At 67.1% G+C, this 14,337-nt stretch carries 18 protein-coding genes; 11 read left to right on the top strand and 7 right to left on the bottom strand.

The features are described 5' to 3' along the window. Positions 1-31: 31 nt before the first annotated feature. Positions 32-1,135: a type III polyketide synthase gene (locus BN973_RS22245; RefSeq protein WP_036470914.1), complete on the bottom strand. Its 1,104-nt coding sequence runs from the start codon at positions 1,133-1,135 to the stop codon at positions 32-34. Between the two features lie 147 nt (positions 1,136-1,282). Here BN973_RS22245 and BN973_RS22240 point away from each other — a divergent pair, with 147 nt between their 5' ends. Together BN973_RS22240 and BN973_RS22235 are read left to right on the top strand one after the other, a co-directional pair. Beyond that, the gene (locus tag BN973_RS22240; protein ID WP_036470913.1) at positions 1,283-2,425 is read left to right on the top strand and encodes an NAD(P)H-binding protein; all 1,143 of its coding nucleotides are present in this window, start codon (positions 1,283-1,285) and stop codon (positions 2,423-2,425) included. Next, on the top strand, positions 2,422-3,144 hold the full coding sequence (locus BN973_RS22235) for a CPBP family intramembrane glutamic endopeptidase (RefSeq protein ID WP_036470912.1): 723 nt from the start codon (positions 2,422-2,424) through the stop codon (positions 3,142-3,144). The genes BN973_RS22240 and BN973_RS22235 overlap by 4 nt, the downstream gene beginning before the upstream one ends. Before the next feature lie 301 nt (positions 3,145-3,445). Here the strand turns inward: BN973_RS22235 and BN973_RS22230 are convergent, their stop codons facing one another. Further along, entirely contained in the window at positions 3,446-4,249 is an 804-nt protein-coding gene (locus BN973_RS22230) for an enoyl-CoA hydratase (RefSeq protein WP_139830327.1), read from the bottom strand. A 115-nt stretch (positions 4,250-4,364) separates the two neighbouring features. Between BN973_RS22230 and BN973_RS22225 the strand changes: the two genes are divergently transcribed. After that, positions 4,365-5,459, top strand: a complete 1,095-nt coding sequence (locus tag BN973_RS22225; protein WP_036470910.1) for a CaiB/BaiF CoA transferase family protein — start codon at positions 4,365-4,367, stop codon at positions 5,457-5,459. A 51-nt stretch (positions 5,460-5,510) separates the two neighbouring features. Next, positions 5,511-6,263: a 3-hydroxyacyl-CoA dehydrogenase gene (locus tag BN973_RS22220; RefSeq protein WP_036470909.1), complete on the top strand. Its 753-nt coding sequence runs from the start codon at positions 5,511-5,513 to the stop codon at positions 6,261-6,263. Between the two features lie 134 nt (positions 6,264-6,397). Here the strand turns inward: BN973_RS22220 and BN973_RS32030 are convergent, their stop codons facing one another. After that, a complete protein-coding gene (locus BN973_RS32030) occupies positions 6,398-6,529 on the bottom strand; it encodes a hypothetical protein (RefSeq protein ID WP_096289721.1) in 132 nt (43 codons plus the stop codon). A 293-nt stretch (positions 6,530-6,822) separates the two neighbouring features. On the opposite strand from BN973_RS32030, the gene BN973_RS22215 reads away from it, so the two are divergent. Both BN973_RS22215 and BN973_RS22210 read left to right on the top strand, forming a co-directional pair. Beyond that, positions 6,823-9,138, top strand: coding sequence for an MMPL family transporter (locus tag BN973_RS22215; protein WP_036470908.1), 2,316 nt, complete (start codon positions 6,823-6,825; stop codon positions 9,136-9,138). Positions 9,139-9,225: 87 nt separating this feature from the next. Continuing rightward, entirely contained in the window at positions 9,226-9,867 is a 642-nt protein-coding gene (locus BN973_RS22210; protein ID WP_036470907.1) for a class I SAM-dependent methyltransferase, read from the top strand. Positions 9,868-9,872: 5 nt separating this feature from the next. Here BN973_RS22210 and BN973_RS22205 read toward each other — a convergent pair whose 3' ends face one another. After that, positions 9,873-10,589 (bottom strand): SIR2 family NAD-dependent protein deacylase, encoded by a 717-nt coding sequence (locus BN973_RS22205; RefSeq protein ID WP_036470906.1) that lies wholly within the window; start codon positions 10,587-10,589, stop codon positions 9,873-9,875. 38 nt (positions 10,590-10,627) lie between these two features. On the opposite strand from BN973_RS22205, the gene BN973_RS22200 reads away from it, so the two are divergent. Beyond that, positions 10,628-11,002 (top strand): GntR family transcriptional regulator, encoded by a 375-nt coding sequence (locus tag BN973_RS22200; protein ID WP_036470905.1) that lies wholly within the window; start codon positions 10,628-10,630, stop codon positions 11,000-11,002. A 130-nt stretch (positions 11,003-11,132) separates the two neighbouring features. On the opposite strand, the gene BN973_RS22195 is transcribed toward BN973_RS22200, so the two are convergent. Further along, entirely contained in the window at positions 11,133-11,666 is a 534-nt protein-coding gene (locus BN973_RS22195; RefSeq protein ID WP_036470904.1) for a DUF1697 domain-containing protein, read from the bottom strand. 35 nt (positions 11,667-11,701) lie between these two features. Between BN973_RS22195 and BN973_RS22190 the strand changes: the two genes are divergently transcribed. Further along, a complete protein-coding gene (locus tag BN973_RS22190; protein ID WP_036470903.1) occupies positions 11,702-12,145 on the top strand; it encodes a PPOX class F420-dependent oxidoreductase in 444 nt (147 codons plus the stop codon). Positions 12,146-12,163: 18 nt separating this feature from the next. Next, positions 12,164-12,361, top strand: coding sequence for a DUF5302 domain-containing protein (locus tag BN973_RS22185; RefSeq protein ID WP_036470902.1), 198 nt, complete (start codon positions 12,164-12,166; stop codon positions 12,359-12,361). Between the two features lie 35 nt (positions 12,362-12,396). Here BN973_RS22185 and BN973_RS22180 read toward each other — a convergent pair whose 3' ends face one another. Next, positions 12,397-12,900 (bottom strand): nuclear transport factor 2 family protein, encoded by a 504-nt coding sequence (locus tag BN973_RS22180; RefSeq protein ID WP_036472858.1) that lies wholly within the window; start codon positions 12,898-12,900, stop codon positions 12,397-12,399. 107 nt (positions 12,901-13,007) lie between these two features. On the opposite strand from BN973_RS22180, the gene BN973_RS22175 reads away from it, so the two are divergent. After that, entirely contained in the window at positions 13,008-13,586 is a 579-nt protein-coding gene (locus BN973_RS22175) for an HhH-GPD-type base excision DNA repair protein (RefSeq protein WP_036470901.1), read from the top strand. A 28-nt stretch (positions 13,587-13,614) separates the two neighbouring features. Further along, positions 13,615-13,761: a DUF1059 domain-containing protein gene (locus tag BN973_RS30725; RefSeq protein WP_084163488.1), complete on the top strand. Its 147-nt coding sequence runs from the start codon at positions 13,615-13,617 to the stop codon at positions 13,759-13,761. Positions 13,762-13,869: 108 nt separating this feature from the next. Here BN973_RS30725 and BN973_RS31800 read toward each other — a convergent pair. Then, positions 13,870-14,337, bottom strand: a 468-nt coding sequence (locus BN973_RS31800) for an Rv1157c family protein (RefSeq protein WP_036470900.1), incomplete at its 5' end; no start/stop codon positions are given.

The raw sequence follows: 14,337 nt of genomic DNA, 5'->3' as shown, positions 1-14,337 counted from the left end.
CACCACTATCTCGTGGTTCACGCGTCCGGGGCTACCAGGCCAGCAGAACGAGCTCGGAGCAGAAGGCCGGACCCATCGCGATCATCAGACCGATCGAACCACGCGGCGGTGGATCCGAAAGGTTGGCCCGAAGCACGTCCAGCACCGACACCGACGATAAGTTTCCGTTGTCGCGCAACGACTTTCGAGTGCGATGCAGCGCGTCGCCGGGCAGGTCGAACACTTCCTCGATGGCCTCGATCACGGCCGGACCGCCGGGGTGGCAAACCCACCTGGATATGTCCTGCGGTGCGAGCCCGTGATCGGCCAGGAATTTGCGGACGTCCTCGCCGAGGTACTTCTGCACGACGTTCACCACATCCGGGGACAAGACGAGCCGGAAGCCCTCGCTGCCGATCTTCCAGCCCATGACTTCTTCGGTGTCCGGATAGAGCCGGCTTCGGGTGGCCAGCACCCGAGGGCCCCGGCTTTCGTCACCGGCGCGGTCGGCGCCCTTGACGATGACGGCAGCGGCGCCGTCGCCGAACAGGCTGGTGGCCACCAGATTGGCCACCGAGTGGTCGTTGCGCTGAATCGTCAGCGTGCACAGTTCCACCGCCAGCAGCGCTGCCACCTGGTCGGGAAACGCGCGCAGGTAATCGTGCATGCGGGCCACTCCGGCGGCGCCCGCCGCGCAACCCAAGCCGAACAATGGGACGCGCTTGACGTCCGGGCGCAGCCCGACCCGGCCCGCCAGCCGCGCCTCGAGCGACGGCACGGCCAGCCCGGTGACCGTCGTCGAGAACACGATGTCGACGTCGGATGGATCGACGTTGGCCTCGTCAAGTGCGGTGCGTAGCGCCCGCTCACCGATATCGAGCGCTACTTCGAGATAAGCCTCGTTCGCTTCGGTGAAACCGCTCAGCGCCTCCACGCGATCCATCGACACCGCGAGGTGACGGTGCTCGACGCCGCTGGAGTTGGCGAAGCGCCGGAAGTGTGGACCGAGCAGATTGCTCAGCCGGTCGATGATTGCTTCTTGCGGGTGATAGGTGTGCGGGAACTGCACGGATACTGCTGAGACGGTTGGATCGGCGACCGTGGTCGTTGTACTCAGTCCGAGCGTTGCCGAACTGCCCCCTGTGATGTTGTTCATGTAATGACTTACGGCACCGTAAGTAGGTTAGTTCACCCTAACTCGATGTGATGATGACCACCGGTCATTTCTGCTGTCGGGCGCATGTGTTCGCGCGGCTCGGGCGTTTCGGTTTAGACGCAGCCCGTCCGGGATAGGGTCAGGGATATGCGGATTCTGGTCACCGGTGCCAGTGGCTATGTCGGGTCGCGTCTGGTCACGGCGTTGCTTGCGAATCGACACCAGGTGGTAGCCGCCACCCGAAACCCTGCGCGGCTCAAGCACTTCGGCTGGTTCGGCGACGTTGCCCCGGTCCGGCTGGACGCCTCGGATCCGGTATCGGCGCAGGCGGCGCTGGACGCCGCGGGCCCGATCGACGTGCTCTATTACCTGGTTCATGCCATCGGTCAGCCGCACTTCCGCGACGCCGATCAGGCGGCGGCCGCCAACGTCGCGGTGGCTGCCCGTGACGCCGGGGTGCGGCGCATCGTGTACCTGGGCGGCTTCGTGCCCTCCGGTCAGGAGCTGTCCGACCATCTGGCCAGTCGGGCCGAGGTGGCCGACGCCCTGACCGTCCCCGACGGGCCGGAACTGGTGTGGCTGGGCGCCGCGGTGATCATCGGCGCCGGCTCGACATCGTTCGAGATGATGCGCTACGTCGGGGACCGGTTCCCGCTGCTCCCGGTGCCGAGCTGGATGTGCAATCCGATCGACCCGATCTCGATCCGCGACGTGCTGCACTATCTGCTGGCCGCGGCCAACCCCGAGCGCGTGCCCGCCGGCGCCTACGACATCGCCGGCCCCGACACCACGTCCTATCGGGACCTACTCAAGACGTATGCGCGTATCTCCGGCAGGTGGCACACGGCATTTCCGGTCGGCAGGGTCGATACCTCGCTGGCGTCACTGGTCACCGGGCTGGCGCTGCCCGTACCGCCGGGACTGGCCGGCGACCTGGTGCAGTCGCTGGATCACCCGATGGTCGCCTCCGCCAGCGGCCTGCGCGGTCGGGTGCCCGACCCGCCCGGCGGTCTGCTGGGCGTCGAGGACGCCATCGGCCGGGCGCTGACCTTCAACGGCAGACCCCGGCCGGTCAACGCGCTGACCGATCCCCATCATCTGGCCGACACCGATCCCGGATGGGCCGGCGGAGACGCGCTGCGCATCCGGCGCTTGGCGCGGGCGGTCACCCCGCCCATCGCGCGGCCCACACTGAAGCTGGTCAACATGGTGCCCGGTCCCGTCGCCGGAGCAGTGCGCACCGGCCTCGACATCATGCTCACCCTCACCCCGAAAGTGCGCCCGGCATGAGCCAGGCCACCAGCCCGTACCACACCAGCGTGTTCTCCGAGCTGCGTCGCGCCGTCACGAATGTCGCTGTGCCACATCATGAACCACCGTCAGTGGTGCGGCGACGCCGTGTCGTCGTCACGCTCACGCTGGTGATCGGCGCTGCGGTGCTTGGCTTTTCGCTGCGCCGCACGCCCGGTGAGTCCAGCTTCTATTGGCTGACCCTGGTCTTGGCGGCGGTGTGGATCGGTGGCGCGTTCCTGTCCGGGCCGCTGCATCTGGGCGGCATCAACTGGCGGGGCCGCAATCAGCGCCCGGTGATCAGCGGCACGGCGATCGGTCTGTTGCTCGGCGGCGTCTTCGTGGTCGGCGGACTGATCGCCCGCGAAATCCCGGCCGTCGCGTCGCTGATCGCCCGGGTGCTGCAATTCGCCCACCATGGATCGTTTTGGCTGGTGGTCCTCATCACCCTGATCAACGGCATCGCCGAGGAGGTGTTCTTCCGGGGCGCGCTGTACACCGCACTGGGTCGGCATGCGCCAGTGACGATTTCGACCTTGCTGTATCTCTGCGTGACCTTGGCCAGTGGCAACCCGATGCTCGGGTTCGCCGCGGTCATCCTGGGCACCGTGTGCGCGTTGGAGCGGCGGGCCAGCGGCGGCGTGCTGGCTTCGGCGCTGACTCACTTTTTCTGGGGACTGATCATGGTGCTGGCGTTGCCGCCGATGTTCGGCGTCTAGCCGCTGCCACCAATCACGTTGCGTGCCAACGAAGTAAGCGCGGCGGCGTGCAGTGGTCGCGTCGGGTACCAGTACAGCCGCCCCCGCACCCGGCCGGCGCAAAGCTCGCCCGCTGAGTGCACCTGCGCCGCCGCCGTCCTGGGGCGTGACCGTCATTTCCAGCCACGCGGTTCCGCGTGCTCGCATCCGGGACCGCAGCCGAAGTGTGGTTCCGGGTTCACACTCGGCCACCGACCACCCGGCTTTGTCGCCCGCGGCCTGCGACCAAGGAAGGATTGCCGCTTCGGCGGCGGCTAAGCGTCTAGCGGTCGGTGAAATTCGGTGTGCGGCGCTCCTGGAAAGCCTTCGTTCCCTCGCGTAAGTCGGCCGACCGCAACAAGATCGACTGCCCGCGGAACTCACGCTCCAGCGCGGCATCCAGTTCGGTCAGCGTGGCCGCGTTGACCGCATCCTTGGTCTTGGCATACGCCACCACCGGGCCGCTCAGCAACGCCGAAATCACCTTGTCCACTTCGGCATCGAAGACCTCGGCCGGATAGACCGCGGTCACCAGGCCCGCGGCGAACGCCTCGGCGGCCGGCAGCCGTTCGGCCAGCAGCGCCATGCGCATCGCGCGGATCCGGCCGATCGCCGCGGCCACCAACGCCGACGCGCCGCCGTCGGGCATCAGCCCGATCTTGGTGAAGGCGAGCATGAAAAATGCCTTCTCAGAAGCCAATACGATGTCGCAGGCCAGGGCGATGGAAACGCCGACGCCCGCGGCCGGCCCCTGCACGACGGCAACCACCGGGTGCGGCAGGGCGGTGATGGCGCGGATCAGTCGGTTGACTTCCAGGACGATCTCGTCCGGCGGAACGCCGTCACTGCCGGACGTATCGTCGGCGCTGATGCCTGCTCCAGAGCAGAAGCCGCGACCCGCGCCGCCCAGCCGCACCACCTGCACGCGCGGATCGGTGGCAGCGCTTTCCATCGTGTCGGCAAGCCCGGCGATCACCGGTGTCGTCAGCGAGTTGAGGCTGTCCGGCCGATCGATCGTCACCGACAGCACGCCGTCGGACAAAGAGACGGCAAGGCCTTGGACGGACGGGAGCACGGATTCAGACATGGATCTCACCCTAACGACCGGTTGGGTGACCGGGCTGCGCGGCCGTCGAGGGCGGCTGCGAAGATGCCAACGGCCGGGTTGGCACGCGTCGAAGCAGACGAAAGGTCGGTGGATCATGGCGGGACCGCTGGATGGACTACGGGTAGTGGAGCTGGCCGGCATCGGGCCGGGCCCGCACGCCGCGATGATCCTGGGGGATCTGGGTGCCGACGTGGTGCGCATCGATCGCCCGTCGCCTTTAGCCGCCGGCGGCAGCGGAGGCACAGTCAAGGACGCGATGATGCGCAACCGGCGGGTGGTGACCGCCGACCTGAAATCCGAAGAGGGCCGCAACACCGTGCTCGAGCTGATCGCCAAGGCCGACGTGCTGATCGAGGGGTACCGCCCCGGCGTCACCGAGCGACTCGGCCTGGGGCCCGAGGACTGCGCCAAGGTCAACGAGCGGCTGGTCTACGCGCGGATGACGGGCTGGGGCCAGACGGGTCCGCGCAGCCAGCAGGCGGGGCATGACATCAACTACATCTCGCTGAACGGCATCCTGCACTCGATCGGGCGGGCGGGCGAGCGGCCGGTGCCGCCGCTGAATCTGGTCGGTGACTTCGGCGGCGGCTCGATGTTTCTGTTGCTCGGCATCCTGTCCGCGCTGTGGGAGCGGCAGAGCTCGGGCAAGGGGCAGGTCGTCGATGCCGCGATGGTGGACGGCTCCAGTGTGCTGGTTCAGATGATGTGGCAGATGCGCAGTTCGGGGATGTGGACCGACGCGCGCGGCACCAACCTGCTCGACGGCGGCGCGCCCTACTACGACACCTACGAGTGCGCCGACGGTCGCTACGTCGCGGTCGGTGCGATCGAGCCGCAGTTCTACGCCGCCATGCTGACCGGGCTGGGCCTGGACGCGGCCGACCTGCCGCCGCAGAACGACGTCGGCCGCTGGCCCGAACTGCGGGCGATTCTCGTCGAGAAGTTCGCCAGTCAGGACCGCGACCACTGGGCCAAGGTATTCGCCGACTCCGACGCGTGTGTGACGCCGATCCTGGCGTTCGGCGAGGTGCAGACCGAGCCGCACATCACCGAGCGCAACACCTTCTACGAAGTCGACGGCGGCCTGCAGCCGCTGCCGGCGCCGCGGTTCTCCCGCACCGCGCCGGAGACACCCCGTCCCGCGGCGCCGGTGACCGACCCCCAAGTGATACTCAACGATTGGACATAACCCCCAACCAACCAGGTGGCCGGAAGGCCACGGAATCACGAAAGGACTCGCATGGAGATCAAAGACGCCGTCGCCGTCGTCACCGGGGGCGCCTCAGGTCTGGGGCTGGCCACCACCAAGCGGCTGTTGGACGCCGGCGCGCAGGTCGTCGTGATCGACCTCAAGGGCGAGGAGGCCGTCGCCGAACTGGGCGACCGGGCGAAGTTCGTCGCGGCCGACGTCACCGACGAGGCCGGCGTGAGCAAGGCGCTGGACGTGGCCGAGTCACTGGGCTCGCTGCGCATCAACGTCAACTGTGCGGGTATCGGCAACGCGATCAAGACGCTGTCCAAGGACGGCCCGTTCCCGCTGGACGGCTTCAAGAAGGTGATCGGGGTCAACCTGATCGGCACCTTCAACGTGCTGCGGCTGGCTGCCGAGCGCATCGCCAAGACCGAACCGATCGGTGAGGAGCGCGGCGTCATCATCAACACCGCCTCGGTTGCCGCGTTCGAGGGCCAAATCGGCCAGGCGGCCTACTCCGCGTCCAAGGGCGGCGTGGTCGGCATGACGCTGCCGATCGCCCGCGACCTGGCGCGCGAACTCATCCGCGTGGTGACCATCGCGCCGGGGTTGTTCAAGACCCCGCTGCTGGGTTCGCTGCCCGAAGAGGCGCAGAAGTCGCTGGGCAAGCAGGTGCCGCACCCCGCGCGGCTGGGTGACCCCGACGAATACGGCGCGCTGGCGGTGCACATCGTGGAGAATCCGATGCTCAACGGCGAGGTGATCCGTCTCGACGGCGCCATCCGGATGGCGCCGCGCTGAGGCTGGATTAAGGCGCATACACAAAAACCCCCGCCGTGGCGGGGGTTTTTGTTGGCAACAGGTTCAATGCGATCGACGGAACCAACGGGAGACTGCGGGTTCGGCCATAAGAAGCCGTGCGAGCAAGCTCATGGTCAGCTCGCGTTGGGCAGCGGGTGCCAGTCGTCAAACTGCTCGGAGGTCTCGCCTTCCACCAACACGTCGCCGTGGTAGAGAGCCTCGAAGTCAACCTTGATGACGTCCGCACTTGAGTCGTCGATCCACATGACACTGAGCGTAAAAGCCACCATTAAGGAATCTTTGAGTCACGATTCGGAAAATGGTGGCAATTTACTCGCCAGTAGGGTTGCCGGTCGTCTAGAGGCGGATTCGGCCCGTGAGCGGCTTAATTCGCGCCCAATTTTCTAGCCGGACTCTTAGCGTTCGCGGGTTTGAAACCGCATCGAACCTTTCGGGCTCTTACCCCGTGAGTTGTTTGACACCTGTCACTTACCGGGGCTAGGTTACCGCGAATATGGTGCGTGTCCCGGCGGGACCGCCACCGGGGGAGGAAGCATAGATGCTGCCACGGATCGCTCGGCTGGCCATCGCCGCGCCGCGCCGAATCATCGCGGTCGGGGTCCTGGTGTTCATCGCCGCCGCGATCTTCGGCCTTCCGGTCGCCAAGAGCTTGGCCCCCGGCGGTTTCCAGGACCCGCAGTCGGAGTCCGGCCGTGCCATCGCGGTGCTCACCGAGAAGTTCGGGCAGAGCGGTCAGAAGATGCTCATCCTGGTGACCGCGCCCGCCGGGGCCAACAGCGATCAGGCCCGCAAGGTGGGCACCGAGCTCGTCGACCAGCTGCAGCACTCTTCGTTGGTCTACAACGTGACGTCCCCCTGGACCGCGCCGCCGCAGGCTGCCGCCGACCTGACGAGCAAGGACGGCAAGGCCGGGTTGATCGTGGTCAACCTCAAGGGCGGCGAAAACAACGTGCAGAACAACGCCCAAACGCTGTCGGACCAGCTCGTGCACGATCGTGACGGTGTCACCGTCCGCGCCGGCGGCTCGGCCATGGAGTACGCCCAGATCAACAAGCAGAACCAAGAAGACCTCTTGGTCATGGAGATGATCGCCCTCCCGCTCAGCTTCCTGGTACTGATCTGGGTGTTCGGCGGGCTGCTGGCGGCGGCGCTGCCGATGGCGCTGGGCGCGCTGGCCGTGGTCGGCTCGATGATGGTGTTGCGACTGATCACCTACACGACCGAGGTGTCCATCTTCGCGCTGAACCTGAGCACCGCCCTGGGCCTGGCGCTGGCCATCGACTACACGCTGCTGATCGTCAGCCGCTATCGCGACGAGTTGGCCGAAGGCGGTGACCCGCACGACGCGCTGGTCCGCACCATGGCCACCTCCGGGCGTACGGTGCTGTTCTCCGCGATCACCGTCGCCCTGTCGATGTCGGCGACGGCGCTGTTCCCGATGTACTTCCTCAAGTCGTTCGCCTACGCCGGAGTCGCCACCGTCGCGTTCGTCTCGACCGCGTCGATCGTGATCACGCCGGCCGCGATCGTGCTGCTGGGTCCCCGGCTGGACGCGCTGGACGTGCGGAAGCTGGTGCGGCGGATCTTGCGCCGGCCCGAGCCGGTGCACCGTCCGGTCGAGCAGATGTTCTGGTACCGGTCCAGCAAGTTCGTGATGCGCCGCTGGCTGCCCATCGGCGTGGCGGTCGCGACGCTGCTGGTGTTGCTGGGGCTGCCGTTCCTGCGGGTGACGTGGGGCTTCCCCGACGACCGGGTGCTGCCGCGATCCGCGTCGGCACACCAGGTCGGCGACCAGCTGCGCACCAACTTCGCGCACGACTCCGCGACGTCGGTGCCCGTCGTCATTCCCGACGCGCGCGGTGTGAGCCCGGCCGATCTCGACACCTACGCCGCGGCGCTGTCGCGGGTGCCCGACGTGTCGGCGGTATCGGCGCCCAGCGCGACGTTCGTCGGCGGAAACCCGGTGGGGCCACCGGCGGGTGCCACCGGGGTCGCCGACGGCAGCGCGTTCTTGACCGTCAGCAGCACGGCGCCGCTGTTCTCACCGGCGTCCGACACCCAACTCAGGCAGTTGCGCCAGGTGCCGGCGCCCGCCGGGCGCTCCATCGCGTTGGCCGGCGTCGCGCAGGTCAATCGCGACAGCGTCGACGCGGTGACAGACCGGCTTCCGATGGTGCTCGGTGTGATGGCCGTGATCACCTTCATCTTGCTGTTCCTGCTGACCGGCAGCGTGGTGTTGCCGGTGAAGGCGTTGATGTGCAACGTGCTGTCGCTGACCGCGGCGTTCGGCGCGTTGGTGTGGATTTTCCAGGAAGGCCATCTCGGCGCGCTGGGAACGACGCCGAGCGGCACGCTGGTGGCCAACATGCCGGTGCTGTTGTTCTGCATCGCGTTCGGCTTGTCCATGGACTACGAGGTGTTCCTGATCTCCCGGATTCGGGAGTACTGGCTGCAGTACCGGCCGATGACGTCGACGGCCCGAGAGGCGCACGCCGCCAACGACGAGGCGGTGGCCCACGGCGTCGCGCGCACCGGCCGGGTGATCACCGCGGCCGCGTTGGTGATGTCGATGTCGTTCGCCGCACTGATCGCCGCGCACGTGTCGTTCATGCGGATGTTCGGTCTGGGCCTGACCCTGGCCGTGTTCGTGGACGCGACATTGGTGCGGATGGTTTTGGTGCCGGCATTCATGCACGTGATGGGCCGCTGGAACTGGTGGGCGCCGCGGCCGTTGATGTGGCTGCACGAGCGGTTCGGCATCAGCGAGGGACCGGCCGCGCCGATCGAGCCGGTCGAGATCCCCGTGGAGCACAACGGGCGTCCGGTCGGCGAGACTGTGACGAAGATCGGCTGAGCCTGGCGCAGTTGAGCTACGGATCCACAAATCCCAAGTGTCATCGGGCTTTATGCTGGGGTCGGCTCCGAATCGAATAGGTGGGGGATGACAGCAGCAGTAACAGCACCGTGCGACAACCCTTTCTTCGCACGGGTGTGGCCGGTCGCCGCGGCTCACGAGACCGAGGCGGTCCGGGCCTTGCGCCGGGAGAATCTGGCCGGCCTGTCGGGCCGGGTGCTCGAGGTCGGTGCGGGCATCGGAACGAACTTCCCCAACTACCCCGCATCCGTGCAGCAGGTGGTGGCGATGGAGCCCGAGCCGCGACTGGCGGCCCGGGCGCGTGGCGCCGCGGCGGCCGCGTCGGTTCCGATCGTCCTGACCAACGAGACAGTGGAGCAGTTCGACGACGACGAGCCGTTCGACGCCGTGGTGTGCTCGCTGGTGCTGTGCTCGGTGCGCGACCCCGAGCTGGTGCTGCAGCGCCTGTACAAGTTTCTGCGTCCGGGCGGGGAGTTGCGCTATCTCGAGCACGTGGCCAGCGCCGGTGTGCGCGGCCGGCTGCAGCGGTTCGCCGACGCGACGGTGTGGCCCCGGCTGCTGGGTAACTGTCATACCCATCGCGATACCGAACGCGCGATCATCGCCGCGGGGTTCGAGGTGAGCAGTTCTCGTCGCGAGTGGACGCTGCCCGCGTGGTCGCCGATGCCGGTGTCGGAGTTGTTGCTGGGACGCGCGCGCCGGCCCTAGCGGCGCTAATTGAGCAGGGCGGGCAGTTTTTGCAGCAGCCCCGGCAGCGCTCGGCTCGCCGATTCGCGGATGCTGAGCGTGACGCTGTTGGACAGCGGGGTGGGCTCGGGATTGACCTCGATCACGGTGGTGCCGCGCGAGAGCGCGAGATCGGCGAGGCCGGCTGCCGGATAGACGATTGCCGAGGTCCCGACGACCACCATCACGTCGGCCGCCTGGGTCGCCTCGACGGCGAGGCGCCAGGGTTCGTCGGGCAGCTGCTCGCCGAACCAGACGATGTCGGGGCGGATCAGCCCGCCGCAGCGCGCGCACAGCGGCGGTGGCACCTCGAGCGCCGGTTCGGGCATTTCGGGCAGGGCGTCGTTGTAGGGCATATCGCAACTCGCACAACGGAATTCGAAGAGGCTGCCGTGTAGGTGATGCACCGGCGCGCTGCCGGCGCGCTCGTGTAGGTCGTCGACGTTCTGGGTGACGACGCTGACCTCGGCGTAGTCCTGCCACGCGGCGATGGCCCGGTGCCCGTCATTGGGTTCGACGGTGCCCACCAGGTAGCGCCGCCACAAATACCAGCCCCACACCCGCTCGGGGTTGTTGAGCCAGCCCTGGGTGCTGGACAGCTCATAGGGGTCGAAACGGGCCCACAGCCCGTTCTTGTCGTCGCGAAATGTCGGCACGCCGCTCTCCGCGGAGATCCCTGCGCCGCTGAGCACCGTCACTCGCATGCACCCAACATAGCGGTGGTTGGGGTAATACTGGATACGTGGAGCTGGGCGAATGGCTACGGGTCGACCTCAAGGGTGGCCGGCCGCTGTTCGACCAGCTCCGGACGCAGGTCATCGATGGTGTGCGGGAAGGCGCCCTGCCGCCGGGCAGCCGGTTGCCGACGGTGCGAGAGCTGGCCGGCCAACTCGGTGTGGCCGTCAATACGGTCGCGCGGGCCTACCGTGAGCTGGAGACGGCGGCCATTGTCGAAACCCGTGGGCGCTTCGGCACTTTCATCGCCCGCTACGATCCGACCGACGCGGCGATGGCGGCCGCGGCCCGCGAGTACGTCCATGTCGCCCGCGGACTCGGCCTCGGCAAGGCCGACGCGCTGCGCTACATCGAGGCGGTGCCCGACGAGGATTCGCGCTAGCGCCTTGGTGGCGGTCGACCGGGAAACCTGCTGGGCACTGGCGAATCAGCTCCAAGGCCCGTTCAGGTAAATCGATTGTCAGCCAACGGAATTGGGCTTCGGAAAGCGCTGCTTCCAAGAGCGTCTCGCTTCAGCGCATCAGTTTGGCCAGAGTCCGCATATTGCGTGTAGTAGTCGACGACTTGTACCGGGGTTTGCCCATCGTCTTGCCGATCGTGCTGTCCAGGGTGCCGCCCTTGGGTACCTGCCAGTAGATGACGCCGTCACCGCGGCTGATCTTCTCGTCGGGGCCGGCGCCTTCGGCCAGCCCGGCGAGCTCGTCGAGCACCGCGGACCCACCATCCGGCGAGGCGACGAACGTGACGTAGGAGTGATATCCGTCCACCTCGGGCTGGTACGGGTAGGCCTCGATCACGGCACGCACGGCATCGACGTCGTAGGCCAGGACCCACGCGTCGTAACCGAACTTTTCGCGCAGGGTGGCTTCGGCCTTCTTGCGCACCGCGGGCGCCTTGGCGGACGACTCCAGCAGCACGTTGCCGGTGGCCAGGACGGTGCGCACGGCCCCGAACCCCGCGTCGGTCAGGGCCGCCGCGACGTCGGCCATTTTCAGGTTGACCCCCCCGACGTTGACGCCGCGCAGGAACACCGCGTACTTGGTCATGATCCGATTGCACCAGAGCGACGTAGTCTTTGGGGATGGGACGCCAAGTCTTCGACGACAAACTGCTGGCACTGATCGCGGGAAACTCCCTCGGGGTGCTGGCCACGATCAAAGGCGACGGGCGCCCGCAACTGTCGAACGTGAGTTACCACTTCGACCCGCGTGAGTTGGTGATTCGGGTATCGATCACCGAGCCACGGGCCAAGACCCGCAACCTGCGCCGCGATCCGCGGGCGTCGATCCTGGTCGATTCCGATGACGGCTGGTCGTATGCCGTTGCCGAGGGCACCGCGGAGCTGACGCCACCGGCCGCGGCGCCCGACGACGACACCGTCGAAGCGCTGATTGCGTTGTATCGCAATATCGCCGGTGAGCATCCGGATTGGGACGAGTACCGGCAGGCGATGGTCACCGACCGTCGGGTGGTGCTGACGCTGCCGATCTCTCACCTGTACGGCATGCCTCCGGGCAAGCGGTAGTCGGGTTAGGCTGCCGCTATGGCTGAATCGAAGTCCGAGCCGGACGCTTCGGGCGCAGGGGACGACAACAAGCGCAAGTTTCGCGACGCCCTGGAACGCAAGATGGCCAGGTCGACGGGCGGATCCGATCACAAAGACGCCGGCGGCAAGCAGTCCCGGGCGCACGGTGCCGCGGCCGGGGGTCGTCGGGAATTCCGTCGCAAGAGCGGCGGCTAGTCTACCCGGAGTTGGTGGCAGGCAAGGGCTTTGGATCACCCCTGGGTCAGGTTGAACAGTCCGATCGACGGGTCCGCTTTGCCCGGTTTGCCGCGCATGCTGCCGCGGGTGCTGGGATGCGAGAAGTCCACTCGCGACGGGTCGTTCTGGTAGGCCCAATCCGCCACGATGGTGCGTTGGAGGAACTTCCAGCGGCCGTCGTGCTTGATGTAGGTGTCCAGGTACCGGCCGCCGATGATGACGTCGATGTCGTGTTCGGGACCGGCGAAGGTGTGAAACACCAGGCAGTAGATCTCGCCGCGGGCCCCGTCGCCGTCGACCACGAAGTTCGTCGTGGTGATGTTGTGTTGGGAGACACGCACATACGGCGCCGCCGCCTGCAGTTGCGCGATGAACGCATCGACGCCCCCGGTCGAGAACGAGCCGTGTGAATCGGTCGCGTCGGGGTGGTACAGGTCCCGCAGCGTTTCGTAGTCTGCGCGGTCGACGGCCCGGCAATAGGCGCTGACCAGTTGATGCAGTTCGTCCCGGGCCACCATCAGTGCCAGTTTGGCTTCGTCCACCACCTCGCCACGATAACGCGGTGTTGGTGGTGAGTAGTCTGTCGAACAAGTAGGTCATCGGTCGTTCGGCGAAAGGTTGGTCGTTGACTGTCAAACTTTGCCTCGCTCAGGATCCTGAGGCCGACCAGCTGCTGGCCGACGATCCGCTGGCTTTGCTGATCGGGATGGTGCTGGATCAACAGGTCACGTTCGAAACCGCCTTCGCGGGACCGAAGAAGATCGCCGACCGGATGGGCAGCTTTGACGCCGCCGTGATCGCCGCCTACGACCCGGACAAGTTCGCCGCATTGTGCTCGGAAAAGCCTGCGATACATCGGTTTCCGGGATCGATGGCCAAACGCATCCAGACGCTCGCGCAGATCATCGTGGACCGTTACGACGGCGACGCGGCGGGATTGTGGACCGCCGGCGACCCGGACGGCAACGAGCTGCTGCGGCGGATCAAGGGGCTACCCGGCTTCGGCGATGTGAAGGCGCAGATCTTTTTGGCCCTGCTGGGCAAGCAGTACGGCGTGACGCCGAAAGGCTGGCGCGCCGCCGCCGGTGCCTTCGGCAAGGCCGGATCGCACATCTCCGTCGCCGATATCGTCGATGACCAATCGATGGGCAAAGTGCGGGCGTACAAGAAGCAGATGAAGGCGGCAGCCAAGGCGGCTAAGTAGTAGGTCACCAGAAGGGAAGGGCGGCAACGTGAAGACACACCTGACGTGTCCGTGCGGAGAAGCCATCGTCGGCAAGGATGAGGACGAGCTGGTCGAGTTGACGCAGGCTCACCTTTCCAGCGTTCATCCGGGCCTGGAGTACGACCGCGACGCGATCCTGTTCATGGCGTACTGACACGGCCCGGCGCCGACCACATCTCGCAACCAGTACACACTCGGCACCGGGCCCGCAAGGCGAGCGCGCGTGTCGTGCGGGACACGCGCGCTCGCGCTAGGGGAGGGTTCAGGGCACCACCGTCGAGCCGATGGTGGGCAGGAACTGGCACTGCTTCTCTTTGGTCGTGACCTGACCGAAGATCGTCGACATGATGCTGCCCGAACCGGTGTCGGCGATCGCGGTCAACGTCGTCGGGCCCTCGGGGTTGATGTCGGTGCGCGGCTTGAGCGTCACGGTGCCCGACTTGCCAGTGGTCAGGTTCACCCAGGTGACGTTCAGCGGCAGCTTCTGCACCTCGGCGGGTCCGGGCGTACCGACCGCGGTGAACACGTAGGCGGTCTGGCCGGCTTCCGGACCCGGCAACGGAATCGAGGCCGGCCCCGCCACCGATAGCGCCGTCGCGATCGAGCTGCTCCCGTCGGCGAGGCAATTGCTGCCGATCGAGGGGTACATGAAGTCCTGCGTGGTCGGCGCGTCCGGGCCGAAACCCGGGGCCGCCGCCGGGGCAGCGGCCGGAGCGGGTGCGGGAGAGTC

This window comes from Mycobacterium triplex, assembly GCF_000689255.1.
Classification (GTDB): Bacteria; Actinomycetota; Actinomycetes; order Mycobacteriales; family Mycobacteriaceae; genus Mycobacterium; species Mycobacterium triplex.
The sequence above is the reverse complement of the archived record's forward strand: the minus strand, read 5'-3'. Positions and strand labels throughout refer to the sequence as shown.